Origin of the sequence: Flavobacterium selenitireducens, assembly GCF_014748335.1 — a bacterium.
Taxonomy (GTDB): Bacteria; Bacteroidota; Bacteroidia; order Flavobacteriales; family Flavobacteriaceae; genus Flavobacterium; species Flavobacterium selenitireducens.
On sequence record NZ_JAAVIY010000012.1, the window covers coordinates 1 to 25,358 of the forward strand.

The 25,358-nt window shown below is 48.3% G+C and carries 19 protein-coding genes and 1 pseudogene; 5 read left to right on the forward strand and 15 right to left on the reverse strand.

Annotated features, from left to right (window positions below):
• Both HC229_RS14465 and HC229_RS14470 read right to left on the reverse strand, forming a co-directional pair.
• On the reverse strand, positions 1–835 hold an 835-nt coding region (locus HC229_RS14465; protein ID WP_191021218.1), incomplete at its 3' end, for a PorP/SprF family type IX secretion system membrane protein.
• A 63-nt stretch (positions 836–898) separates the two neighbouring features.
• The gene (locus tag HC229_RS14470; protein WP_191021219.1) at positions 899–6,937 is read right to left on the reverse strand and encodes a choice-of-anchor L domain-containing protein; all 6,039 of its coding nucleotides are present in this window, start codon (positions 6,935–6,937) and stop codon (positions 899–901) included.
• 182 nt (positions 6,938–7,119) lie between these two features.
• Here HC229_RS14470 and hflX point away from each other — a divergent pair, with 182 nt between their 5' ends.
• A complete protein-coding gene (hflX, locus tag HC229_RS14475) occupies positions 7,120–8,343 on the forward strand; it encodes a GTPase HflX (RefSeq protein ID WP_191021220.1) in 1,224 nt (407 codons plus the stop codon).
• A gap of 35 nt (positions 8,344–8,378) precedes the next feature.
• On the opposite strand, the gene HC229_RS14480 is transcribed toward hflX, so the two are convergent.
• The 8 genes from HC229_RS14480 to HC229_RS14515 all read right to left on the reverse strand — a co-directional run bounded on the left by HC229_RS14480 (position 8,379) and on the right by HC229_RS14515 (position 14,622).
• A complete protein-coding gene (locus HC229_RS14480; RefSeq protein ID WP_191021221.1) occupies positions 8,379–9,260 on the reverse strand; it encodes a DUF3078 domain-containing protein in 882 nt (293 codons plus the stop codon).
• A gap of 58 nt (positions 9,261–9,318) precedes the next feature.
• Positions 9,319–9,828 (reverse strand): DUF2480 family protein, encoded by a 510-nt coding sequence (locus HC229_RS14485; protein ID WP_191021222.1) that lies wholly within the window; start codon positions 9,826–9,828, stop codon positions 9,319–9,321.
• 27 nt (positions 9,829–9,855) lie between these two features.
• Entirely contained in the window at positions 9,856–10,179 is a 324-nt protein-coding gene (locus tag HC229_RS14490) for an SUF system Fe-S cluster assembly protein (RefSeq protein WP_191021223.1), read from the reverse strand.
• 2 nt (positions 10,180–10,181) lie between these two features.
• Positions 10,182–10,607: a SufE family protein gene (locus HC229_RS14495; protein WP_191021224.1), complete on the reverse strand. Its 426-nt coding sequence runs from the start codon at positions 10,605–10,607 to the stop codon at positions 10,182–10,184.
• Entirely contained in the window at positions 10,604–11,044 is a 441-nt protein-coding gene (locus HC229_RS14500) for a hypothetical protein (protein ID WP_191021225.1), read from the reverse strand. The genes HC229_RS14495 and HC229_RS14500 overlap by 4 nt, the downstream gene beginning before the upstream one ends.
• Positions 11,045–11,055: 11 nt before the next feature.
• Complete coding sequence (locus HC229_RS14505; protein WP_191021226.1) at positions 11,056–12,270, reverse strand: aminotransferase class V-fold PLP-dependent enzyme; 1,215 nt, start codon at positions 12,268–12,270, stop codon at positions 11,056–11,058.
• Between the two features lie 220 nt (positions 12,271–12,490).
• A complete protein-coding gene (locus HC229_RS14510; protein ID WP_191021227.1) occupies positions 12,491–13,642 on the reverse strand; it encodes a hypothetical protein in 1,152 nt (383 codons plus the stop codon).
• Positions 13,639–14,622, reverse strand: a complete 984-nt coding sequence (locus tag HC229_RS14515; protein ID WP_191021228.1) for a DUF2157 domain-containing protein — start codon at positions 14,620–14,622, stop codon at positions 13,639–13,641. The genes HC229_RS14510 and HC229_RS14515 overlap by 4 nt, the downstream gene beginning before the upstream one ends.
• A 407-nt stretch (positions 14,623–15,029) precedes the next feature.
• On the opposite strand from HC229_RS14515, the gene HC229_RS14520 reads away from it, so the two are divergent.
• Positions 15,030–16,367, forward strand: a complete 1,338-nt coding sequence (locus HC229_RS14520; protein WP_191021229.1) for a serine hydrolase domain-containing protein — start codon at positions 15,030–15,032, stop codon at positions 16,365–16,367.
• A gap of 176 nt (positions 16,368–16,543) precedes the next feature.
• Here HC229_RS14520 and sufD read toward each other — a convergent pair whose 3' ends face one another.
• The 5 genes and pseudogenes from sufD to HC229_RS14545 all read right to left on the reverse strand — a co-directional run bounded on the left by sufD (position 16,544) and on the right by HC229_RS14545 (position 20,930).
• Complete coding sequence (gene sufD / locus HC229_RS14525) at positions 16,544–17,860, reverse strand: Fe-S cluster assembly protein SufD (RefSeq protein ID WP_191021230.1); 1,317 nt, start codon at positions 17,858–17,860, stop codon at positions 16,544–16,546.
• 71 nt (positions 17,861–17,931) lie between these two features.
• Positions 17,932–18,678 carry a Fe-S cluster assembly ATPase SufC gene (sufC, locus tag HC229_RS14530; RefSeq protein ID WP_191021231.1) on the reverse strand — a complete coding sequence of 249 codons (747 nt, stop codon included), beginning with the start codon at positions 18,676–18,678 and terminating at the stop codon, positions 17,932–17,934.
• A 57-nt stretch (positions 18,679–18,735) separates the two neighbouring features.
• A pseudogene (locus tag HC229_RS14535) lies at positions 18,736–19,079 on the reverse strand (four helix bundle protein).
• Between the two features lie 35 nt (positions 19,080–19,114).
• Positions 19,115–20,563 carry a Fe-S cluster assembly protein SufB gene (gene sufB / locus HC229_RS14540; protein ID WP_191021232.1) on the reverse strand — a complete coding sequence of 483 codons (1,449 nt, stop codon included), beginning with the start codon at positions 20,561–20,563 and terminating at the stop codon, positions 19,115–19,117.
• A 37-nt stretch (positions 20,564–20,600) separates the two neighbouring features.
• Positions 20,601–20,930: a HesB/IscA family protein gene (locus HC229_RS14545; protein WP_191021233.1), complete on the reverse strand. Its 330-nt coding sequence runs from the start codon at positions 20,928–20,930 to the stop codon at positions 20,601–20,603.
• 257 nt (positions 20,931–21,187) lie between these two features.
• On the opposite strand from HC229_RS14545, the gene HC229_RS14550 reads away from it, so the two are divergent.
• From HC229_RS14550 to HC229_RS14560, 3 genes are all read left to right on the forward strand, one after another.
• Positions 21,188–22,045 (forward strand): MBL fold metallo-hydrolase, encoded by an 858-nt coding sequence (locus tag HC229_RS14550; protein ID WP_191021234.1) that lies wholly within the window; start codon positions 21,188–21,190, stop codon positions 22,043–22,045.
• 17 nt (positions 22,046–22,062) lie between these two features.
• Positions 22,063–23,652 (forward strand): S8 family peptidase, encoded by a 1,590-nt coding sequence (locus HC229_RS14555; RefSeq protein WP_191021235.1) that lies wholly within the window; start codon positions 22,063–22,065, stop codon positions 23,650–23,652.
• Between the two features lie 95 nt (positions 23,653–23,747).
• The gene (locus tag HC229_RS14560) at positions 23,748–25,346 is read left to right on the forward strand and encodes a S8 family peptidase (RefSeq protein ID WP_191021236.1); all 1,599 of its coding nucleotides are present in this window, start codon (positions 23,748–23,750) and stop codon (positions 25,344–25,346) included.
• Positions 25,347–25,358 lie beyond the last annotated feature (12 nt).

Below are 25,358 nucleotides of genomic sequence, written 5' to 3' on the forward strand. Positions count from 1 at the left end.
CCTTCAAATCCGATACGATGTGGTCGTAGGCATAGCCGATACGCAGCACGTTGGGGATGATCCCCACGTTGGCCATGATGCCCCAGGAATCCTCCACGCGGTAGCTGGCTCCCAGCTCGAAGCGATCCAGGTAAAGACCGTTGAGGGAGATGTCGTAGCTCGTCGGGGCCTCAAAGCTGCTCTTGACCATCGCCGATGGCTTGAGCTTGAAGCTCTCCGTGAGTTCAAAGACGTACCCTCCCGTGAAGAAGTAGTGCAGGGCTTCCGAGCCGTAGCTCGTCCCGTTATAATCCAAATAGCGCCCTTTGAGCATGTTCGGGACCGAGGCCGCCAGGTACCACTTCTCGGTGTAGTAGAAAAGGCCCGCCCCTACGTTGAACATCGTCTCGTTAGGGTTGGAACCCTGGAAGACGCCGTCGTCCACATCGGGAAGCGTCGGGTAGATCGTGTTGAAGTCCACCTTGTGGAAGGTCGCCCCTCCCTTGAGCCCGAAGGCCAGACGGTGTTCCCCGCCAAGGTCAAGGGTATAGGAGAAGTCCGCATAGACGTTGGTCTCCTCAACAGGCCCGATCTTGTCGTTGACCGCCGAGAGCCCAAGACCCACGTTCTTGCCAACCGGGGAATGGATAAAGAACGTGCCCGTGGTGGGGGCATCCTCGATGTCCACCCACTGCTTGCGGTAAAGGATACCGCCCGAGAGGCTCTCCTTGCTGCCCGCATAGGCAGGGTTCATCACGTTCATGTTGTACATGTATTGCGTGTAGTGCGGGTCCTGCTGGGCATGGGAGGCCAGTCCCAGCAGCAGCGCGGAGGCCGCAAAAATGATTTTCTTCATTGTCGGTATGTTTTTTTTGGCGCGGGAAAAGGGGGCCTGCTTTAGGCCCCCGCCCGCGGTATTTTAGTTTTTCCTGTTGATGTAGATCCAGCCCGTCTTGGTAGGCTCGCCGTCGCGACGCTCAATCACGTAGTAGTACGTCCCGTCAGGGAGCTCCTCGCCCTTGTCCGACTGGCCCTTCCACTCATTGACGTAGTTCGTGCGCTCGTAGACCTTGCTGCCGTAACGGTTGAAGATCTGGAGCTGGCGGACATTGAAGCCTTCCAGGTCGAAGAAGTCGTTGGCCCCGTCACCGTTGGCCGAGATACCCTTCTGGATCGTACAGCTCGTGGAGGTCGCCACAACATTGTCCGTGCCATCGCACGTGGCAACCGTCACCACCAGCGTATAGGTAGCCGCTCCAGAGACCGTAATGGATGGCGTGCCCTGGCCCGTGAGGATCTCCCCTGCCGTGGTGGAACTCCAGTTGTAGCTCGCCGTGGCAGGATCGTAGTTCACCGCCGTGGCCGTGATCGTATAGGCATTGTCCTGGCAGCCCGCCTCAAGGGTGAACTCCGGCTCGGCCGTGACCGTCACCGTAAAGCTCGTCTCATCAAAGCAGTCCCCGTTGTCCGGCGATACCGCATAGACATACACCGTGGTAGTCTGGCTGATCTGGTCACCCGCCTGGTAGCTGGTGCCCGTGCCGCCCGCAGCACCGAAATAGGCATTCCCCGCAGACAAAACAGGAAGCGTGAAGACAGCACCCTGGCAGATCGAGACGTCCTGAAGGTCGTCCGCAACCGGAGAAGCCGTGACCGTCACCACAAAGCTCGCCTGGTCAAAACAAACGTTCGGCGCAGTGCCCGTGGCCGCATACACGTAAACCGTATGCACGCCAACTCCCAAATCACCCGTGATCGGATCCACTCCGCCAGGCTGGCCAAAATAGCCGCCAACCGCCAGGGCCGGAAGCGCATAACTGTCGCAGGCAACAACAGCCTGGAAATCACCAACGTTTGGCGTGGCGTTGATCACAACCTCGAATTCGGTGGAATTGATACAAGTACCGGTAGTCGCACATACGTAAACCGTCTGAGTAGTTGTGATTACGGTTCCTGCAGCCAAAACAGCTCCTGTGCAATTAGGTCCTGTCGTGTACGTCAGGTTGGCATCTGTCAAAGCAGGCAAGGTATACGAATCACACGCCTCAACATCGGCCAATTCAGGAGCAACTGTAGCCGGAATCGTGGTAACCACTACTGTTCCCGTGCCCGTACAACCCGCGTTGTTCACCGTTACGACATACGTTCCCGCTTGCGTAACCGTTATTGTCGGAGTCGTATCTGGCAATGGGTTGCCTTCCCAAGTCCAGGAGTACGTCCAAACCGCCTGATTGGCGTTAAGAGGCGTCACTGTGATGACTTCGGAACTACCTTCACAAATCGTGAAATCTTCGGTAATCGTAAACTCAGGAGCGTCGTCACTGACAACCAAATCCAAAGCAACTATAGCAAAACAGCCGGAAGCCGTATGCATATTAGCATAAATGGTCTGTTGGAATTGTAAGACGTTCGTGTAAATATTCGGAAGCGGGTTAATTGACGCTTCAGCATCGGCCTGAGTCAAATAGTACGTTACCTGGAACGCGGCCGGACTGGCTCCGTTAAGGATAGACGCATCTGCCTCACTCAACGTAAACGCTGCGAAGCCCGACTCATCACACTTGTAAAGATCTTCCGGAGTTCCCGGCTGTAACGGAGGATAAAACTCTATCGTTACCGCATCGGAAGCCGTACAGCTGGACGTGTTGTAAACAGCGGTAACACCGTAAACACCTGGCTCGGTAACCGTGTAGGTCGAACCGTTGGCGTTCGGGATCACTTCGCCATCCTGAGTCCAAGAAAACGTGTACTGCTCTGGATCAAGTCCGCTGTTGAGAACAAACGATGAACCGGCGCAAAGCGCAGTACCGTCTGCTTGTACGAAATCGTCACCAAGTTCTATGTTTCCGATATCAAAACTTCCTCCTTCAAGGAATACTGCCGAATCGTAAGAGTTATCTTGTCTGTCGGCGATGACGAGTTTGATATGGTAAGGCGTTCCCGGATTGACCGTGGCCTGAGCCGTCAACGGAACCGTTACACCGTTAAAGTTGATTGGTGCTCCAAGCGGATCACTTCCTTCCGGCAACAAATAATATTCGTCAAAATACTGAGGGTTGACAGAGGCACAACCGCCGTTGTATAATTCGTCCCTTATCGTTACTACGGAAACCGGCGTACCTGTGCCCGGAATTACAGCAAGGTTTGTCGTCGTATTATTGTTGATATCGGTAAGCAAGAACGCGAACGCATCAGAGAACGTACACTGGAATGTTCCGTACTCGTCTGAAGCGAACAAGAAATTAAAGCTTATAGACGGCGTGATCGGAATAAAATCAAATTCGAGGATAGAGGCGTTCATGGAGTTCATCGGCTGGCCCGTCGCCGCGAGAATGATGGCTTCGAGGTCAGCGTCGCCTGGCCAGGTTTCGTACTCACCGTCGCTGAGGACGGAGTCGTTCGGGCCTGGAGCGTTCAATACGTTACCAGAGGTCATGACTACACCTTCGTCAAACTGGAATGTCGATCCGTTTTTGTTAAAGTATCCGATACCCGGCGTCGAATTGTAGTTCGTCCCGGTAGAATAAGTAATGTTGGATACATTGGCACAAGTCGAATTCAACAATACGTCTTCGACCAATTCCTCGATTGTGTACTGGTCAATAGACGTCGCAATCGGAGGTGGAACGGTGGAGACGCAGAAGTCGAACGTCGAATTTTGGTTCGGCTGATCTGTATCTGTCCAAACGCGGACGAGATAAACCTGGCCAGGAACAAGCGGGCTTACAACCATTTGGTCGACGAAGCTCTCGCAAGTTACCAAATCAAGGCCTTCGCATGTTCCGGCGTAAAGTGCCATGTTAAGCGAAAATGCGTTGCCCTGGATGTTGTTCAGGTTGATGGCATGAGCCGTTGTTTCCGCAGTGAACTGGAACCAAATATCGTCGTCGGCTGTACCGGAACAAGTGTTTTCCTGTGTGGATGGCGTACCACCGATTAAAGTTCCCGGGACAGATTCCGCACAACTCACACCGTCATTGACCGGAGCTACGATAGCATCTGCGCAGTCGTCGTTTACAGGAGCGGTTGCGAATGATTTGGGATTCGTCCACAAGCTGATGTCGTCTGCGCTACAAAATGCGCGAACATAAACTTTATATGGTGTCGAAGGCGTAAGCGGCGTAATAGTTCCGTACGTATAAGTCGTAGTGTTGGAAAGTTCCCATCCTGGCGTGTTGGCGTCCGGAACAGGATCTGTCGCAGGCAATACCAAAACATGCCATTGAGTAGCAGAACCGACTTCGGTCCAGCTTACCGTAACTGTCGTGTCGGTCGTGTCATCTATCGTGACCGCTGTAGGTTTAGGACACGTTGGCGGAGGCAAACACGTTACGTTCGCCATCCAACCTTGGTAGTTAACCGAAAAATCGCTGCTGAAAAGGAAGGTCAAACATCCGTCAGCGCTCGAAGCGGTAAACGGCCCCGGAATAGTGTTGCCCCAATATGCTCCAGGCTCGCCAAACGGGACGTTGCCTGCAGGGTTGTCGCTGGCGATCATAGGATCAGAAGTACTGTCTCCGTCGAACACATATAGACCATCCCAATTGTTTTCAGTATCGAACATGGTAAAGGTAACCGTAACCTGCTCTCCCGGAATTTCAGGACATATCGTGACCACTGAGTTCGATTGGTTCGGATAGTTCAAAGGACCTCCGTCGTCTACAAAAACACCGTCACAAACCGGAGGTGCGACCAATGTGATCGCCGTTCTTGGCCCAGCAGGATTGCTGACATCGACCGGGCTTTCGGAACAAACCGAAATCACGTACACCTCGTAACATGTCGAAGAGTTCAGGTCGATAAGTTCGATCGAAGGCGTTCCGGTAGCTACCTGGAATCCGGCTTGACCGTAAACTGGTGGGGTTCCGCCGCATTCAATTGCATATACATGCCAAGTAGTGGCAGGCCCGACAGGCGTCCAGGAAACAGGAAGCGTAGTGGCTGTTGGGGCGCCCAATGTCAAAGCGGTTGGCTTCGGACAGGTTGGCGCCGGCCCGCACGTTACATTTGCCGTCCAACCTTCGAGGTTAAAGAAGCCGTCGCTGAAAAACTGGAATGTCAAACATCCGTCAGCACTTGAAGATTCGAACGTTCCTGGGTTGTTAGTTCCCCAATATGCTCCCGGAGTGTCGAGGTTATCGTTGTTTCCGGAGCCATTGTTACTCGGGATGAGCGGATCGTTTACCGAATCTCCGTCATAGATATACAATCCGTCATATGCCGACTCTACCGCAAATGAGGTAAAGCTTACCGTCACGATGTCGCCGGTTTGTTCAGGACAAATTGTGACTACGGTAGCGGAGTTGAGCGGATAGTTTGCGTTTGGTCCGCCTTCGTCCACAAACACGCCACCGCATTCAGGAGGTGTAACCTGCGTACAATAAGACGCCTTCAAACTCCAGCTACTGATATCGCTGTCGCTGCAACGTGCGCGAACGTAAAAATCGAAGCAGGTCGACGAAGCCAATCCAGTGTATGTAAAGGTCGTGCCTGTAGTTTGTATGCCGCTATCACCAGGTCCTGGTGCAGGCGAACCGGCAGCAAGGGCGATAACTTCAAATAGCGTCGCGGGTCCGACCGGCGTCCAGCTAAGGTTCACCGATTGATCTGTTGCCGACAATCCCGTTACGGCGGTTGGTTTAGGACACGTAGGAGCCGGAGAACAAGTGACGTTGGCTGTCCAACCATCTTGTGTTCCGAAGCCATCGCTGAAAAACTGGAACGTCAAACATCCGTCAGGACTCGAAGACTCGAATGGCCCCGGAATTGAGTTGCCCCAATAGGCGCCCGGAGTATCCAGGTTATTGTTATTTCCCGGCCCGTTTGAACTCGGGATAAGCGGATCATTGGTTCCGTTACCATCGTAAACGTATAGACCGTCCCATTGCTGTTCAACAGAAAATGCTGTAAACGTTACCGTAACGATATCGCCCGCTTGTTCCGGACAGATCGTAATAGTAGACGCTTCGTTCATTCCGTAGTCGGCATCGATTCCGCCGCTGTCGACGTAATTTCCGCCGCACTCAGGAGGCAGTGCTTGAGTACAAACTGCAGAAGGGGAAGGCCCTACCCATTCCCCTGAAGCGAATTCACAAACCGAACGCACATAAAAATCATAACAAGTCAATGGCGTAAATGGTGTCGGTGTCGGTTGCGTCGTAGCGGTAACGGTTGTAGTTGGCGTACCGTTGACTGTTATTGGCGTACCAACGTTTGGATTGAATACCGTACCGGCGGGAACCACATGGACTTCCCATTGGTTGTTTTCGGTTCCATCCCATTGAAGGGTAATGTTGGTTGCAGTCGATGCATTCGAGACCAGAGATTCCGGATCTGCATCCTGACATTTTTCCACGAGGTGGATGTCGTCCACAAGCCAGCGATCTCCCGTTTGGGAATTCGTCGCCTGCGTAGTTACTTTCACAAACGCGATGTAAATAGTAGTGGCACCTCCAAAATCCGGGAGGTCGATCACTTTTTCCTCATATACGTTATAAGGTTGGACCATGTTGATCAGGTCATCATTCCACTGACCCAAAACATAAGTAAAACTCGCGGGATCCGTCGGGTCGGACGTGCCCAGGGCCGCCCTTACCTCCAAAACAGTATTGTCGAATCCGGCCAATGTAGTTCTTGACTGGAATCGCAATTGCGGATTGTTTGGCACGGTCCATGCCGGAGAAATTAAGTAATCCCGGGAAGTGTTGCCTGCCCCGATGTTCTGGCGGTTGACGTACGCCGCATTCGGAGCGGAATTAGCAGGATAAGTAGACGTTGAGCTCAACGTCCAGTTTAAGTTGCCAATCCCATTGTCCAACACCTGCCAAGTACCACTTGGAAGAATCCACGGCCCTAACCCAGTAGGAGGCGTGACACTGCTGTCGTCAAAGGTCTCGTGCTGCGCGAAGCCGCCGAAACCAAATAGAAGCAGTACAAGAAAAAGGGTAATTTTTCTCATGAAGTTGAAAATTTGGTTGTTAATAATTGTTAGTAGCTTAAGCTGTAAATTTAACTAATTTTTTGAAAAAAGCAGCGATTTCCCAATTTTTACTAAAAATTCTCAAAAGAGCCTTTATTTAATGGTGTTTCATGACATTTTCTTAGGTATTAAATGATTATTTTTGCATTTTAATTATCCAGATGCTAGAAAAACAATCTCTTGACATAGAAAAGACGGTCGTCGTTGGAATCATTACCCAAAACCAACCCGAGGACAAACTCAACGAATACCTCGACGAGCTTGAGTTCCTTACCGTGACTGCGGGCGGCAACGTTGTAAAGCGGTTTTCGCAAAAGATGGAAAAACCAAACCCGAAAACTTTCGTAGGGACGGGCAAGATGGAAGAAATCCGCGGATATATCATCGAACACAAAGTAGGAACCGTCATTTTCGATGACGAACTTTCGCCTTCCCAACAAAAGAATATTTCCAAAATCCTTAACTGTAAAGTTCTCGACAGGACGAACCTCATCCTTGACATCTTCGCCCAACGCGCCGAAACGTCATACGCGCGAACCCAGGTCGAGCTCGCCCAATGCCAGTATTTGCTTCCGCGGCTCTCGGGCATGTGGACGCACCTGGAGCGCCAGAAAGGTGGGATTGGTATGCGTGGTCCGGGAGAAACCGAGATCGAAACCGACCGCCGCATCGTTCGCGACAGGATTTCCTTGTTAAAAGAAAAGATCAAGGTAATCGACAAGCAAATGTCCGTGCAAAGGAGCAATCGAGGAGCCATGGTACGCGTGGCATTGGTCGGATATACGAATGTCGGAAAGTCAACCCTGATGAACGCCATCGGAAAGAGCGACGTGTTTGTGGAGAACAAATTATTTGCAACACTCGATACGACGGTTCGGAAAGTTGTTATCAAGAACTTGCCGTTCCTGTTGTCAGACACCGTCGGATTCATCCGCAAATTGCCGACGCAGCTTGTGGAATCGTTCAAAAGTACGCTTGACGAGGTGCGCGAGGCCGACTTGTTGCTTCACATTGTGGATATTTCCCATCCGGAATTCGAAGACCATATCGAATCGGTAAACAATATTTTACGTGACATCAAAAGCGACGACAAACCGACCGTGATGGTCTTCAACAAGATCGACGCCTTTCGCCACCTTACGATAGACGAGGACGATTTGGTGACCGAGAAAACAAAGCGCCACTACACGCTCGAAGAGTGGCAGGCGACCTGGATGAACGATCTCGGTGACAAAAACGCCATTTTCATATCGGCGACGAATAAGCAAAATTTCGAACAGTTCCGGGAAACGGTCTACGAAGCCGTTCGCAAGATCCATACAGCACGTTTTCCTTACAACAATTTCCTTTATCCTGATTATAAAGACGCCGAAGACAACGAATAATAAGAAAGCCTCCCGTACAGAGAGGCTTTTTTTTATCAGAACCCGTAATTGATCGCGACTCCGAACACTTGCCGGATCTGGAATCCGCGGAAAGCGTTATCGTCGTAAATCGTCTGGAACATAATATTGGTGGTAAGCCATTTGTTGACTTTGAGGATTACGTTGACCTGATAATCCAAATCGACGTTTTGGGGATCTTCGAGATAATTGGAGTATAAATTCAGTATGTTTTCTACCGAGACGTTCGCCAGTAGCACGAATTTGTAAGTTCCCGAAAAGTTCGCACCTAATTCATACCGGAGGCTTTTGCCCTCCTCAACGCCGAAATATTCCTCGTTGGGAAGCGTGCGCCCCGCGTCTACGAAAGTGAGCTTCGAGGCAGCCGGCGAGAAGTTGAACTTAAAAGTGTCGCTTTTTTTCCAGGCGATTCTGGGCCCGAACGAAAGATAACCCGGCGACATGAAGTCGGTGTATTCGGTCCGGGTTTCGACACCGTTGGCATCTTTATCGTATTGGTATCCTTTGGTAAACTGCGTCCTGAAATTCAGGAAGAACGAATAGTACCAGTTTTCTTTGAATTTTTTGCCCAAAAGCGAGTTGAGTTCCAGCCTGTCGTCGGTTTTTTTGGCAAACGCGCTCGTTTTGGTTTTCACGAGGCCGTAAGACGCGATGAATTTGTTGTCCCATTCCCAATCGCCCTTTTTGTAATTGACGTCGTAGTTGACACCGATGTTGCCCGAGATGTTGTTCTCACCACCGGCGACCCAGTTGTCGAACGTCGATTGGTTGAATAAAAAAGAGGCGTTCCCCTTTGCGGTCCACGGACTTATCGTATCGGTTGCGACCGCTGTCGAATCCTGGGCGTGGAGTCCGATCGTGCCCAAAAGAAAAAGAGCAGACAAAATTCTCGTTCTCATATTCGTCTTGTTTTAGGTTATAAGACAAATATAACACTCCCGCCGCGGTAATGCAGATTTATTTGCGTTTGTAAAGCGGAACGGCCGAGCATGCTTCGCCATACATCACGCTTTTGGCCACAGGTTGAAGTTTTTGAGCAGCGAGCACGTATGCGCTCATCGGAATCGGTTTTTTCATGCAGCCTTTGATGATTACGGGTTTGTCTGCGTAAGCGGAATAATCCAGATTGCCGAGGATTTCCTCATACAAAACCGGGTTGACGTCGTCTATCCTACCGGAGATGATTCGTTTGGCAAAAGGCGCCAAATGCATCGTTACCAAAACGGACGCCCAGGCCGGCAATATCGCGTCCGTACTGCAAAAAACTGCCACGTAAGCGTCTTTATACTGTCCCCAATTATGATTTTTCAAGCTTTCGCGGAAGTCTTTCTCTCTCAGCAAAAAACCTTCGAAAAGCCATTGCGCCAAATCGACTTCGACGCGAGGACCTTTCGGATAATAATCCTCAAGATCAAACACTTCGAGCACGCTATTGGCGACGCGGTTAATGATTTCTTCGCTTTCCATCAACTTTCAACTTTAAACCTTAACCAATCACAACATTCCGAGTTCCAACTTCGCCTCTTCGCTCATCAAATCCTTGCTCCACGGTGGATCGAACGTAATTTCGACTTCCGCCGACCTCACGCCGTCTATATTCGTGATCTTCTCTTCTACCTCTTTCGGAAGGCTTTCCGCAACCGGGCAATTAGGAGAAGTAAGCGTCATCAGGATCTTGACTTCATTGTCGGTATTGACCATGACGTCGTAAATAAGGCCGAGTTCGTATATATCGACGGGAATTTCAGGATCGTAAATGCCTTTGAGCACTTTGACGATTTTCTCCCCTAGTTCTGCGGTATCCATTTCTGTTTCCATAATTATTGCTGCGACTGGAATGCCAGTGCGTACATTTTAATTTGTTTGATCATCGACACCAATCCGTTGGCGCGCGTGGGCGATAAATGTTCCTTGAGCCCGATCTCATCGATGAATTCTGTATTTGCCGACAGGATATCAGCCGCCTTCTGACCGGAAAACGCCCGGATTAAAATCGCGATGAGCCCTTTGGTAAGGATAGCATCGGAATCGGCCGTGAAATCGACGGTTCCATCGTTTACTTCGGCGTGAAGCCAAACGCGCGATTGGCAACCTTTGATGATGTTGTTATCGGTTTTATATTTTTCGTCGATCAGCGGAAGCGATTTCCCGAGATCGATCAGGTATTGGTAACGTTCGTCCCAATTTTCCTCATCGAACATAGAAAATTCGTCAACGATCTCATTTTGGATTTCTTTAATCGTCATTCTCCTCTTTTTGGTGCAAGGGCGGTTATTTTTGTGATCAGCGCTTCGATTTCCTGTGGCGGAAACCCGTGATCGAAAGTTGAGGCGGCATAACGTTTCCCTTTGTACGTCACGCTGAAATCGGCCATTGCCGCTCCGTCGTAAAAACGCTTTTCGGTTGGCGGTTTAAGCGTTTCTAGCTTTTCCAGGTCGATTTTTGAAAATTCGGCAACAAGTGCTTTCCAATCAGCGTCGGAAATGGTCTTGGCTTCCGGACGTTGTTTCCCTTCTCGATCCCTAGAGATCAAAACCTGCTTGTTCTGGATCGTCATCTTGAAAAAATAGCCGCGGGTATTCGCTTTGTATTCGACGACTGCCTCTGCTAGATCTTGCTGTTGCTGGCCGTCGCAACCTTTCCCGAATAAAAGCGCAAGCAGTATTACCGATAAAATTTTCATATTGTTGTGATTTAAGCAAGCATCAATTGGGCTTTTTTGACCGAAGCCACCAAAGCGTCAATTTCCTCTTTTGTGTTATAAAACGCGAACGAAGCGCGAACCGTGCCCGGAATACCGAAGAAATTCATGATCGGTTGTGCGCAGTGATGTCCCGTCCTGACGGCGATTCCCATTTTATCGGTGATTGCGCCGACATCATACGGATGGACGCCGTCGAGGTTGAACGAAATTACGGAAGTTTTGTCTTTCGAAGTCCCGAAGATTTTAAGCCCGTCGATCTCGAGAAGTTTCTCGGTACCGTAAACCAGGAGCTCGTGCTCGTAACGCTGAATATTGTCAAACCCTACCGAATTCAGGTAATCGACCGCCGTTCCCAATACGATCCCGCCGGCAATGTTCGGCGTCCCGGCCTCGAATTTATGCGGCAATCCTGCGTAAGTGGTCTTTTCGAATGTCACTTCCTTGATCATTTCACCTCCGCCTTGATACGGCGGCAATTGTTCGAGCCACTCTTCTTTTCCGTAAAGGACTCCCGTTCCCGTCGGACCGAGCATTTTGTGACCGGAAAAAGCGTAGAAGTCACAGTCCAGTTCCCGAACGTCAGGCTTTAAATGTGGCACCGCCTGGGCTCCGTCGATGAAAACCGCGGCACCTACCTCGTGGGCTTTTTCGATCATGAATTTTATCGGATTCACGACTCCAAGCGCATTGGAGATATGATTTACGGTAACGATTTTTGTCTTTTCCGAAAGCAGTTTGACGTATTCGTCCATGATAAGCTCGCCATGCAAGTTCATCGGAATTACCTTCAAAATTGCCCCGGTTTTCTCGCAAAGCATCTGCCAAGGCACAATATTGCTGTGGTGCTCAAGAACCGATACCAAAATCTCATCGCCTGGCTTCAAAATCGACGCAAACCCATTCGCCACCAAGTTTACGCCATGCGTCGTTCCGGCGGTGAATAACACTTCATAAGCTTCCTTGGCATTGATGTGATCGCGAATTTTCTCACGCGATTGTTCGTAGGCGTCCGTAGCCAATTGACTCAGCTTGTGCACGCCGCGGTGAATGTTCGCGTTGATCTCGGTATAGTATTTTGAAATCGCATCAAGCACGATTTGCGGCTTTTGCGAAGTAGCGGCATTATCAAAGTAAACAAGTGGTTTCCCGTAAACTTTTTGGGTCAGGATCGGAAAATCGGCTCTTACTTTCTGGATGTCAAACATCTGATTCTAGTTTGCCGCAAATTTACGGCTTGTTTGCTTACTAAACCGATAAATACATCTTAAAATGGAATCGGCCCATAGGTGCATTCGATAGCGGATTTCAATTGGCGGCTGTTTGGACAAACATAACAGTTCTTACAGAACTGTTATGTTTATAAAATAAAGAAGGTTACCTCAATCCAACAATAGTTTTTATGCCGTTTTTGTTAAAGTTTTGAAGCTAAAATTGCTCCCCTGCCCCGCCTCCGCTAAATCCGCCGCCTCCGAATTCCATCGGGCCTTTCGAAGGGATATTCTGTATTGCGTGCGAATTCACAACCACCGCTTGCGCCAACGAAAGCGCATTGGATTCGTGCATTCGGTCTTTTTCAAATGTAAGACCGGTTTCTTTTCCTTTGAGTTTCCGGATGCAGAACAGCGAGGTCGCCATCAAAGCTAATCCACCGAGCAGGAGCGCCCATTCTGTCGGGATTAGATGATAGTAATATCGAATTGTGAAAATTGAGAATCCGAACGTAAAAAGTCCGACCCAAAGCACGAGTTTGTTTCGCTTACGGATTCCAAAAACCAAATACAAAACCGGGATCGCGAACGTAAAAAAATAAAACAGATACGCTAGCGGAATATCGCTTCCCTTCTCGACGGAAAATCCCATCATATCAACGGCGAGTTCGCGCACCACAAAGTAATTCATCGAAAAATAACCCAATAGCAGCGCTCCTAACTGCAATGCCTGGAGAGGCGACACATAATACTTTGAGAGTTCATGCTTTTTTAGTTTCCGATGCAGGAAAAACAAGCCGGTTGCCAGGAAAAAAAGTACAATTGTGAGATAAAACTCCGGGATCAGATGATATTCAAACGTCGCAACACCTATGAATCCGACGACGCACACGACACAAACAACGACAGAAATCGTGTGAAGATAACGCAACGCGCAAACGGCCGATGCCATCGCCACAACAGACAGTACCGCTAACGTATTTTCAAAGAGCACAGCACCCGCCGAGCCCGTTGCCAGCAACAATCCGCAAATGGCGGCGTCGTCAAGGCCGTGGGCATAGAAATGTTGACGCGCAAGCAGTTCCGCGGCAATACCTCCTAGCAGCGCCAACAAAACGATCATCAATTCATAGTGGTCACCGGCACTCAGGAAAATCAGAGCGAAGACGCCTGTGCAGGAGGAATAGCAGAAAGTTCCCAATAAAAAAAAGGCGATCCTGAGAAAGACGTTTCGATGCGTTTTCAAAGTCGGAAAGGTTTCCTTTACTGTTTGAAACTGCGCTTTGGAAATAAACCCGCCATCTTTCAAGTCTTCTGCCGATTCGGCGAGGACGGTATTTTCGAGCAATATCCTGTCGAATGCTATCATCTGTGTTCTTTGTTGAATTTGCGGATGGAACGAATAAAAAGTACAATCGAGCCCAAGTAAAAAAATGGAGCCAGGTAAGCGCACAACAGAATCAAATCGTCTGCACCCGTCAAAATTAGCATTCGCACTATGGCGATGTTAAAACCTATAAACGCGTAAAGTATCGTGAAAACAAACAGTGCCGTCGACTCGGCCTGATGGCTTTTGCGAAACAGGTAAATCATCGAAAGTGCCATGACAAATGCGAAAATGCCCCAAAACTCCTGAACCATTCCCACGATACACGAAATCCCGATAAGATGCTGGGCAAAACCGTAAAAAAACGGAGCGAAGTGTTTTTTGAGGTTGCGCCGTTCGGAAAATTCGCCCCAAACGATGAGCGCAATACCTAACGCAATACTTGTGTAAAGCATCGGAACGTTTTCGAAAACGTCAAGTTCCAAAACGGCTTGTGGCGTCATGGTGATGCCGACGGTCGCGGCCAACGTCGTAATGCCAATCGAGAGCGAACTTCGGTTGTCGAAGCGGTATGCGGAGGCGATCGCGACGACGCTTGTCAGAAAGGAGGCGATCGCGAAACTATTCCCGAACGGGCTGTATTGATACTGCAGATATCCGAAAAATGTTCCCGACAGCAACGCCCCGAAAAGCACGACATAATCCAAGAGCGGATTGTCGAAAAATGCTTCATTAAACGAAAATGGAGGTGCTTTTTTGAAACTGAAATAATAACAGGCGGCGGCCCCGATAAATACCAACGCGATCAGGATCGAGTGGCCGATGGTATCGATGTTTTCATAAACCAGGATGCCAATTCCGCCGGAGAGCAGCAGTATCGAAATATATACAAGTGACAGCAACTCATAGCGAACCGAAAATACGTTTAAGGATCGGTAGGCTTTTATCGATATCAGCTCTTGCTCCGATGTAATCCCGTGCTGGTAAAGGATTTCAGCCGTTTTTTCGGTTTGTGGATTCATCTACTTGGAATTGGTCTGTTTCAAATATAGACCCTTTTTTCGCCTGATGGTCGTTTTGTGGGAAATTACGATCATAAAACGCTTCAGGCGGCTGTAAGACATAACATATCTTTAAAGATATGTTATGTCTGCAAAAAACTGAAAAATAGCCATCACGTCGGTACAGATTTCCTGTACTTTTTGTTAAATATCCGGCTGGGTTTTTTCGGATGAAACCCATCGCGGCGTCTTCCCCAACAAATCCTAGCCCGGATCGAAGCGGATAGCCTTTCGTTGAAAAACCCGTGGGTTGGCGTTAGGGCGGCAGCGACCGAAGGGAGCTCGCCGCCCTAACTTGCAAAACCCGGATTTTTGCGAAAGCTAGCAGCGAAGAGCCGGAAAAAGCTTCAAATCCTTACTTTTATGAAATGAAGAAACGCTATTGGCTTTTACTGACGGTCGCGATATTGGTCGTGTTTGCGCTCGGATGGAACTTTTCTAAAATGGATTTGATTGCGGGTTTCGCGGCAAAAAGCGTTGCTTCCCACCATTTCGGGGACGGGCGTTCGCTTCAAACGATCGAAGCGGGCGACAACGACATTCCATTGGTTGATTTGGCGACGAATTCGATTGACGAACGTATGAAATCTGCAAAATCGAGCGTTTTTGGGCTTATGGAACGAACCGCGATTTGGCGCGAAGGCCTGGGATCGGTTTTGATTGACGGCGATTTTGACGTGACAGCTCCTTACAACGTTCCAAAACGCCATCTCACGCCAACGGGTTTACCGTTCCCTTATGGCGATTTACCACAAAAAGACACGGTTTTCCAAAACATCGATTACGATCGGCTCCAGCGCGCCATCGACAATGCATTCGACAAAAAAGGTGAACAGACAAAACGGACGCGTGCGTTGCTTGTGATTTACGACGATCACATCATCGGCGAAAAATATGCGCCGGGATTTACGAAAGACTCTAAACTATTGGGTTGGTCGATGACAAAAAGCATTACGGCCACGATGTTTGGAATTTTGGAATACCAGAAGCGATTCGATTGCAATAAACCCGCTCCGGTAGCGGAATGGCAACAGGACGAACGCAAAAACATCACCGTTTCGAATTTGTTGAAAATGAACAGCGGGTTGAAATGGGATGAAAATTATGAAACGATATCGGATGCTACGAAAATGCTGTTTGTTGCAAAAGACATGACGCGTGTCCAGCTTGAAAAAGGGACGTATGCGGCTCCTGGGAAGGATTGGTGCTATTCTTCCGGGACGACGAACCTGCTGTCCGGGATTTTGAGGAAGCAATTCAGGTCGCATCAGCAATACCTCGATTTTTGGTATTCGGAACTCATCGACAAGATCGGGATGCATTCGATGTTCATAGAAACCGACATGAGCGGAAATTACGTCGGATCGTCATACGGTTGGGCAACAGCGCGCGATTGGGCAAAATTCGGATTGCTTTATCTCCACGAAGGGAATTGGAACGGGCAACGCATTTTTGACAAGTCCTGGGTAGATTTCGTCACGACGCCGACAAAAGGTTCACACGGAAAATACGGTGCCCATTTTTGGCTGAATAGTTCTGGTTTTTTTGCCGATGCGCCCCGCGACATGTATTCGGCGAACGGGTTCCAAGGGCAAAAAATATTTATCATTCCGTCGAAAGGCCTTGTTATCGTTAGGCTGGGTTTGGCCGAAAGTTTCGGTTCCGAAACGATTGAAGAAATTGTAGGAAGTGTCAGCGATTTATGATTCCTTCTTCGTCATTGTGCGATGATTCTGACGAATAAAAAATCTGACGTTGCTTTTCTTTCTCGTCGGAATACTAAAATCGTAAAGCGTTTTCGCCGTTGCACCTAACCGATTTCTACTATAGAAAAAGCCCGGACAAGAACCGGGCTTTTTTATGTTTATCGAAAATATGTTGTTTACAAATCAAAACCCATATTGACGCCTAACTTCATCGCAATCAGTTTGTTGATTCTGTTTTTGAGCTCGGGAATTTTGATGCTTTCGATGACTTCATTCGAGAAGGCGTACATCAACAGCGCTTTGGCTTCCTTTTTCGGGATGCCGCGCGATTGCATGTAAAACATCGCCCTTTCGTCAAGTTGTCCGATCGTGCAACCGTGGGAGCACTTCACGTCGTCGGCAAAAATTTCGAGTTGCGGCTTGGCATTTATAGTGGCTTTGTCGGACAACAGGATGTTGTTGTTCTGCTGAAACGCATCTGTTTTCTGGGCCTCTTTCTCGACATAAATCTTCCCGTTGAAAACACCGGTCGATTTGTCACCGTAAATGCCTTTGTAATTTTGGTGCGATTCGCAATTAGGCGTTGCATGGCGGACTAGCGTGTGATGATCGACATGTTGCGTTCCGTCCAGGATCGTAATTCCTTTTAGAGTAGAATCGATATGCTCGCCTTCGTGAAAGAAGTTCAGGTTGTTGCGTGTGATATTTCCGCCAAACGAGAACGTATGCACCTTTACCGCGCTCATCTCCTTTTGTGAGATGTAAGTATTGTCGATCAGGGATGCGGAATTTTGGTCGTTCTGCAACTTGTAATAATCTACAATCGCACGCTTTTTCGCGAAGATCTCGGTAACGGCATTCGTCAAGACGGCGTTACCCGACAAACTTTGGTGGCGTTCCACGATCTGGACGTGCGAATTTTCTCCCGCGATCACCAAATTCCTCGGCTGAACCATCAAAGCAGTCTCGTTTCCAGTCGAGAAATACATGATTTCGATAGGCTTGTCGGCGACTTTCGAACGTGGGATATTGATAAACGCGCCTTCTTTCGAAAATGCGGTATTCAATGTCGTCAGGCTTTCCTCCTGGGACGCGACTTTGTTGAAATATTCATCGATGATCATTTTGTATTTCGGTTTCGTCAGTGCGGACGACATCAGGCAAACGTCGATGCCATCGTGGGTCGTAGAGCTCAGGAACGAACTGAAGACGCCATCGATGAAGACCACCTTGTACGTGTCGATCTCGTGTAGGAAATACTTTTTGACATCGGCAAACTCCAATGCGGATTCCATCTTGGGAAAGACCGTAAAATCGTTTTTCAACACCGAATTCAGCGAAGTGTATTTCCAGGCCTCAAGCTTTTTGGTCGGAAACCCTTTTTCTTCGAAGTTTTTCAAAGCCGCGGTCCGGACATCGTGAAGATCGGTATCGGTATCGATTTGCTCTTCAAATGCCATGAACGACGAAATAAGTTTTTCTTTTAGTTCCATTGTTTTGTTTAAAGTCTAAGGTTTAAGGTTTCAGGTCACGGGAACTTGAAACTTCAAACTTCAAACAAATTTTAATTTTCCGATTTAATCCAATCGTATCCTTTTTCCTCCAACTCGTAAGCCAACTCTTTCCCGCCCGATTTCACGATTTTTCCTTGGTACAAAACATGTACGAAATCCGGCACGATATAATCCAAAAGTCGCTGGTAGTGCGTAATGACGATAACCGCGTTGTTTTCGGATTTCAGTTTGTTGACACCGTTTGCCACGATCCTCAAAGCGTCGATGTCAAGACCGGAGTCGGTTTCGTCGAGGATGGCGAGTTTGGGTTCGAGCATCGCCATCTGGAAGATCTCGTTTCTCTTTTTCTCGCCTCCGGAAAACCCTTCATTCAGCGATCGCGAAAGAAATTTACGGTCGATTTCAAGCAATTCAGATTTTTCGCGAATCAGCTTCAGCATTTCGTTGGCCGGCATTTCTTCCAAACCTTGCGCTTTACGCGATTCGTTAATGGCCGTCTTCATGAAGTTCGTCACCGAAACGCCAGGAATTTCCACCGGATACTGAAACGACAGGAAAATGCCCTTGTGGGCACGCTCTTCTGGCGCCATTTCCGAGATGTCTTCCCCATCGAGGATGATCTCGCCTTCGGTCATTTCATAGTGCTCGTTTCCGGCGATTACGGCCGAAAGTGTCGATTTACCGGAACCGTTCGGCCCCATGATCGCGTGCACTTCACCGGCTTTCACTGAAAGGTTGATGCCTTTCAAAATATCTTTGTCTTCTACTTTCGCGTGTAGATTTTTTACTTCTAGCATGAATTTGGAAATTTGAAAATTTGGAAATTTGGAAATGATATCTCCTGCCCAAATCATTTATTTTTTCGATGTTATTATGATCTTATTTACTATTCTTGAAATGCTTGTCAATTGGTCCAACAGCTTATCGACAGAGCGAAAATTATCTGAGAATTTGCATAACTCCAACCAATAAAATGTCTCCTCAATCTCCTTAGCCGAAATTTTGAACTTGTGTATAAATCGGCCTTGCTTTCTGCATTTTGCGCTTCTCTGATATTTGCGCCAATCGAGGTTCCGGATTTTAAAAGTTGATTCGATATCACAAATCGCTTGTTTTCCTGAAGTGATTCGGTGTATTTTATAATTTCAAGCGCGAACTGAAATGTCATCGTTACTATGATGTTGTCCTTGCTTTCCATTTTCAAATTTTCAAATTACCTCATTTTCAAATTCATTACCCGACGCTTCCCTCCAAACTAATTTCCAGCAATTTCTGCGCTTCGACGGCGAATTCCATCGGAAGCTTGTTCAGAACCTCTTTCGAGAACCCGTTTACGATAAGCGCGATGGCTTTCTCTGTAGGAATTCCTCTCTGGTTGCAATAAAAAACCTGGTCTTCACCGATTTTCGAAGTGGTGGCCTCGTGCTCGATTTTAGCAGACGGATTTTTCGATTCGATATACGGAAACGTGTGAGCGCCGCAGTTGTTTCCCATCAGGAGCGAATCGCACTGGGAGAAATTACGGGCGTTGTCTGCGCGTCCTGATATCTGGACGAGTCCGCGATAGCTATTTTGGGATTTTCCGGCGGAAATGCCTTTCGAAATGATTGTCGACTTGGTGTTTTTTCCCAAATGGATCATTTTGGTTCCCGTGTCGGCTTGCTGAAAATTGTTGGTTACGGCAATCGAGTAGAACTCACCAACCGAATTATCACCTTTCAACACACAAGACGGATATTTCCACGTCACGGCCGAACCGGTTTCGACCTGCGTCCAAGAAATTTTGGCGTTTTTTTCGCACAATCCACGCTTGGTCACGAAGTTGAAAACGCCGCCTTTCCCGTTCTTATCGCCAGGAAACCAGTTTTGTACGGTCGAATATTTGATCTCGGCACCGTCCATCGCGATCAATTCGACGACAGCCGCATGCAATTGGTTTTCGTCACGGCTCGGCGCGGTACAACCTTCGAGATACGAGACGTAACTTTCTTCGTCGGCAATGACAAGTGTTCGTTCAAACTGTCCCGTTCCGGCTTGGTTGATCCGGAAATACGTCGACAATTCCATCGGGCACCGAACACCTTTTGGGATATAGCAAAACGAACCGTCCGAAAAAACCGCCGAGTTCAACGCCGCATAAAAATTGTCTTTTTGTGGAACGACGGTTCCCAGGTATTTTCTCACCAAGTCCGGATGTTCCTTTATCGCTTCGGAAATCGGGCAAAAGATAATGCCTTTTTCAGCCAACGTCTTCTTGAACGTCGTTGCCACGGAAACCGAATCGACGACGATATCCATCGCGATGTTGTTCATCTTCTTTTGCTCGTCAAGCGAAATCCCGAGTTTTTTGTACATCGCCAAAAGTTCCGGATCTACGTCGTCAAGCGTCTTGCTCGGATCGACTTTCTTGGGAGCCGAATAATACGAAATTGCCTGGAAATCAGGTTTGGTGTAGTGCACATTCGCCCAATCCGGCTCGGTCATTTGAACCCAAGCGCGGAAGGCTTCCAACCGCCACTCGGTCATCCATTCGGGCTCTTCCTTTTTAAGGGAAATCGCACGAACGATGTCTTCGCTGAGGCCAATCGGGAATGTCTCGGACTCTATATCGGTATAAAATCCGTACTCGTATTCTTTATTTTCGAGTTCGACCTTGAGGTCGTCTTCTGTATATTTTGACATATAAAGTCTTGGTTATAAAGCCTTTTGGCTTAAAACATTAAAGCGAGAAGCTTTCTCCGCAACCGCAAGTCCTGCTCGCATTCGGATTGTTGAAAACGAAGCCTTTTCCGTTCAATCCGCCAGAAAATTCCAACGTGGTTCCCGCAAGATACAGGAACGATTTCTTCTCTACGGCCACTTTCACGCCGTTGTCTTCGAAAACTTTATCGGAATCACCGAGTTCTTTGTCGAACTTCAATACGTATTCCAAGCCAGAGCAACCGCCGCTTTTAACACCGACGCGAACATAATCTACCGTCGCATCGTATCCGTCTTCGGCCATCAGTTGGACAACCTTCGTCTTCGCTGAATCAGAAACTTTTATCATGATATCTACAATTAGTGGTTAAAATCGGACGGAATCTCGCATCACAAACATCTGAAAATCAAAACAGTCATTCCGATTCTCCAACAACCTGCGTTGATTCAGTCCAAATAATGCGCAAAGATAGTGTAAAACGAACTTTTTGCCGCATCCGCCAACATTTTTATAACGAATGGCCCAATAGAAATCGGCAATGGTTTCGGCATTGCACAAATGAATCGTTACATTTGTGATTCACTTCTGCAAAATTTTTCCGAAATATGAAATTACACCCGATCGAAGCCGGAAATTTCAAACTCGACGGTGGTGCCATGTTCGGCGTCGTCCCGAAAACCATATGGAACAAGACCAATCCCGCCGACGCCAACAACCTCATCGATATCGCCGCGCGTTGCCTTTTGATTGAAGATGGCAACCGGTTAACTCTGATCGATACTGGAATGGGCGACAAACAATCGGAGAAATTTTTTGGCTATTACTCGCTTTGGGGCAATCATTCGATCGAAAAGTCGCTTGCAAAAATCGGCTTTTCAAAGGACGATGTGACCGATGTCTTCATGACGCACCTCCACTTCGACCACTGCGGCGGATCGGTTCAATGGAACAAGGACAAAACCGGATACGAACCTGCTTTTAAAAATGCGAAATTTTGGACCAATGAAGACCATTGGGAATGGGCGACGAAGCCGAATGCGCGCGAGAAAGCATCCTTCCTTTCCGAGAATCTGATTCCGATGCAGGAAAGCGGACAACTCAACTTTATCAAACGTCCGGAAGCCGGTTTCCAAGAGAGTTCTGAACTTGGTTTCGGCATTTATTACGTCGACGGCCATACCGAAAAAATGATGATCCCGTACATCAACTACAACGGAAAAACCATTGCGTACGCCGCCGATCTTATTCCGACGGCGGGTCACGTTCCTGTCAACTATGTGATGGGCTACGACACGCGACCGCTGCTGACGATGCCTGAAAAAAACAAATTCCTGAACGATGCGCTCGCCGACGATTTCTACATCATGCTCGAGCACGACGCCCACAACCAAATAATCACAGTAGAACAAACCGAACGCGGCATCCGACTCAAGGAAACCTACACTTGCGAAGAAATCTTCTGATCTTAAAACATTACGAAATGAACAACACCTTTTCATCAAAGTCATTTTTTGCAGTTGCCCTTGCAGCTCTTTTCATCGGGTTCAACGGCAATGCCCAGATTGGGACGAAGAACGTCTCGGCCAAGAAAAAACCGCTGGCCGAAAACGACCTGAAGCGTTGGAGCGATCTCGACATCGAAAAAGATTCTGTCGCCGGAATGAGCGTTGACCGGGCTTATGCGGAACTACTCAAAAAGAAAAAAAGTTCAACCGTGATCGTGGGCGTCATCGATTCTGGCGTTGATATCGACCATGAGGATTTGAAGGGGAAGATCTGGACGAATCCGAAAGAAATAGCGGGAAATGGAATTGACGACGATAAAAACGGTTATGTAGACGATGTAAATGGCTGGAATTTCCTGGGTGACGCTGTAGCGGAAACACTCGAAATAACGCGTTTGGTCAAAAAAGCCGATCCAAATTCGCCTGGATACGCCGCCATGAAAGCTGATTACGACAAACAGTACAAGGCGGCCCAAAAAAACCTGAAGTCTACCGAGGACATGACCAAGGCGATCGCCAGCATCCGACAGGAACTTGGTAAAAGCGACTTTACCGCGGACGATCTTAAAAACCTCAACAGCAAAGACACATTGGTGACACGGGTCAAGCCACGCGTAATCACGATGCTCGACCGAATGAAGCCAAGCGAACTCGACGATTTCCTGAAACAATCGAAAGAGCGAGCCGAAGTTCAGGTCAATGTAAGATTGAATCCCGACTACAACCAACGCATGTTGATGGACGATCCGGACAATTTCGAGAAACGCAACTACGGCAACAACGAAGTTTTCGGGAAAGACAGAAAGTCAACGACTCACGGAACGCACGTTGCGGGAATAATCGCCCAAATCCGCGGCAATGAAAAAGGAGGAGACGGCATTGCGGAAAATGTGTTGATCATGCCAATCAGGACGGTCCCGAACGGAGACGAGTACGACAAAGATGTCGCGCTTTCGATTCGATACGCCGTCGACAATGGCGCCAAAATCATCAACGGAAGTTTCGGTAAAAGCTATTCCCCTCATCCTGACTGGGTTTGGGACGCTATAAAATATGCTGCGAAAAAAGATGTCCTGATTGTCATGGCCGCAGGAAACAACGGCAACGACATCGACCTGGCCGAAAACCAGAATTTCCCGATGGATTTCGATAAGTCCAACAAAGAAGTCGCAGACAACGTCATCACTGTTGGCGCATCAAACGCAACTTATGGCGAAAACCTTGTCGCTGCATTTTCGAATTACGGAAAACAGAATGTAGATGTATTTTCACCGGGAACGCGCATCTATGCCACAACTCCGGAGAACAATTACGCCTACCTTCAAGGTACGTCGATGGCGGCGCCCAACGTGGCCGGAGTCGCGGCGTTGATCAGGTCGTATTATCCGAAGTTGTCCGCGGCTCAGGTAAAACAAATCCTGATGACATCCGGAATAAAACCGGAAATGTCCGTCACTTTAGGCAACAAACGGGAGAAAAAACCATTTTCAGAAGCCAGTCGCGCCGGCACGATCGTCAACGCATACAACGCTCTTTTGATGGCCGAAAAAATGTCGAAAAAGTAAAACCTTCATCATAACTTTCTGTTAATCGGGACATCCTGTGTAACGAAACCCGATACTTTTAGACCAATTTTACCAAATTCCGAAACTTTTTAAACATGAGATTATACACTCCTTACGTCGCGACAGCACTCATCGCGGCAATGCTCACTGGCTGCGGAGCAACCAAAACTGCAGTCGCCCCGATTACTTCTGCCACAAACATAGTGGCCAAAAAAGGACAATTGAAAGATGAAGCTTTGCAACGCTGGAGCCATCTTGACCCAATAAGAGATTCAATTCCGGGCATGAGCGTCGATCGCGCTTACGCGGAATTGCTGAAAGGCAAAAAAGGCCAGAAAGTGGTTGTTGGCGTTATCGATTCCGGTGTCGATATCGACCATGAAGATCTTAAGAGCGTAATCTGGACGAATCCGAAGGAAATTGCCGGAAACGGAATCGACGATGATAAAAACGGTTATGTGGACGACATCCACGGATGGAACTTCCTAGGCGATTCAAACGACGAAAACCTCGAATTGACGCGCCTCATCAAAAAAGGTGACGACGGTTCGGCCGAATTTAAAAAGATGAAAGCGGCCTACGACGAAGAATATCAGCAAGCACTTGCCGGAAAACAGCAAGTCGACTTTATCTTCGCCGCAAACAAACAAATCAAGGATCATCTTAAAAAAGACAATTATACTGTCGAAGAACTTAAGGCGCTTTCTACGTCCGATGCCAATCTGAACCGCAGTAAAATGGTCATGATGAGTGTCATCCAACAAGTCGGGCCAGGATTCAACCAAGATCTTGACGAATATAAAAAGCAGGTTTCCGACCAACTTAATTACAACCTCAACCTCGAATTCGACGGTCGTAAAGTGGTAGGAGACAATCCGGAAGACATCAACGATAAAACTTACGGAAACAACCGCGTTTATGCTCCCAACAAAGAAGATTCGATGCACGGCACGCACGTCGCAGGTATCATCGCCCAGGTTCGCGGTAACGGAAAAGGTGGAGACGGCGTTTCCTCAACGGCAGAAATCATGTCGATTCGCGCGGTTCCGAACGGAGACGAATATGATAAAGACGTCGCGCTTGCGATCCGTTACGCGGTTGACAACGGAGCGAAAGTCATCAACGGAAGTTTTGGAAAAAGCTATTCTCCTCATAAAGAATGGGTGTACGACGCTATCAAATATGCCGCGAGCAAAGACGTTCTGATCGTTCACGCAGCAGGCAACGATGGCAAAGACCTTGACGATGCCGAGAATGCGAATTTTCCGTCAGATACAAAAGACAACGGCGCTACTGAATTGGCCGACAACGTGTTGACAATCGGTGCGTTGAACAATACTTACGGGCAAGCATTGGTCGCCGGATTCTCGAATTACGGAACCAAAAACGTCGACGTGTTCTCGCCAGGTTCTAAGATCTATGCGACGATTCCGCTCGACAAATACAAGTATGAGCAAGGTACTTCGATGGCGGCGCCGAATGCAGCGGGAGTTGCTGCGTTGATCCGTTCTTATTATCCGAAACTTTCTGCTGCCCAAGTCAAGAAAATCATCATGGATTCCGGCGTTCCGGTCACGATTGAAGTCGCACTTGGAGAAAAAGAAGAAAAGCGTCCGTTTACGGCTGCAAGCGCTTCCGGCAAGATCGTCAATGCTTATAACGCGTTGATCATGGCCGAGCAAATGTCAAAATAATACCGATCAAAA

Bases quoted from the DNA above. Each gene is read 5' to 3' on its own strand.
- HC229_RS14470 (WP_191021219.1), bottom strand. From the start codon at position 6,937: ATGAGAAAAATTACCCTTTTTCTTGTACTGCTTCTATTTGGTTTCGGC.
- hflX (WP_191021220.1), top strand. From the start codon at position 7,120: ATGCTAGAAAAACAATCTCTTGACATAGAAAAGACGGTCGTCGTTGGA.
- HC229_RS14480 (WP_191021221.1), bottom strand. From the start codon at position 9,260: ATGAGAACGAGAATTTTGTCTGCTCTTTTTCTTTTGGGCACGATCGGA.
- HC229_RS14485 (WP_191021222.1), bottom strand. From the start codon at position 9,828: ATGGAAAGCGAAGAAATCATTAACCGCGTCGCCAATAGCGTGCTCGAA.
- HC229_RS14490 (WP_191021223.1), bottom strand. From the start codon at position 10,179: ATGGAAACAGAAATGGATACCGCAGAACTAGGGGAGAAAATCGTCAAA.
- HC229_RS14495 (WP_191021224.1), bottom strand. From the start codon at position 10,607: ATGACGATTAAAGAAATCCAAAATGAGATCGTTGACGAATTTTCTATG.
- HC229_RS14500 (WP_191021225.1), bottom strand. From the start codon at position 11,044: ATGAAAATTTTATCGGTAATACTGCTTGCGCTTTTATTCGGGAAAGGT.
- HC229_RS14505 (WP_191021226.1), bottom strand. From the start codon at position 12,270: ATGTTTGACATCCAGAAAGTAAGAGCCGATTTTCCGATCCTGACCCAA.
- HC229_RS14510 (WP_191021227.1), bottom strand. From the start codon at position 13,642: ATGATAGCATTCGACAGGATATTGCTCGAAAATACCGTCCTCGCCGAA.
- HC229_RS14515 (WP_191021228.1), bottom strand. From the start codon at position 14,622: ATGAATCCACAAACCGAAAAAACGGCTGAAATCCTTTACCAGCACGGG.
- HC229_RS14520 (WP_191021229.1), top strand. From the start codon at position 15,030: ATGAAGAAACGCTATTGGCTTTTACTGACGGTCGCGATATTGGTCGTG.
- sufD (WP_191021230.1), bottom strand. From the start codon at position 17,860: ATGGAACTAAAAGAAAAACTTATTTCGTCGTTCATGGCATTTGAAGAG.
- sufC (WP_191021231.1), bottom strand. From the start codon at position 18,678: ATGCTAGAAGTAAAAAATCTACACGCGAAAGTAGAAGACAAAGATATT.
- sufB (WP_191021232.1), bottom strand. From the start codon at position 20,563: ATGTCAAAATATACAGAAGACGACCTCAAGGTCGAACTCGAAAATAAA.
- HC229_RS14545 (WP_191021233.1), bottom strand. From the start codon at position 20,930: ATGATAAAAGTTTCTGATTCAGCGAAGACGAAGGTTGTCCAACTGATG.
- HC229_RS14550 (WP_191021234.1), top strand. From the start codon at position 21,188: ATGAAATTACACCCGATCGAAGCCGGAAATTTCAAACTCGACGGTGGT.
- HC229_RS14555 (WP_191021235.1), top strand. From the start codon at position 22,063: ATGAACAACACCTTTTCATCAAAGTCATTTTTTGCAGTTGCCCTTGCA.
- HC229_RS14560 (WP_191021236.1), top strand. From the start codon at position 23,748: ATGAGATTATACACTCCTTACGTCGCGACAGCACTCATCGCGGCAATG.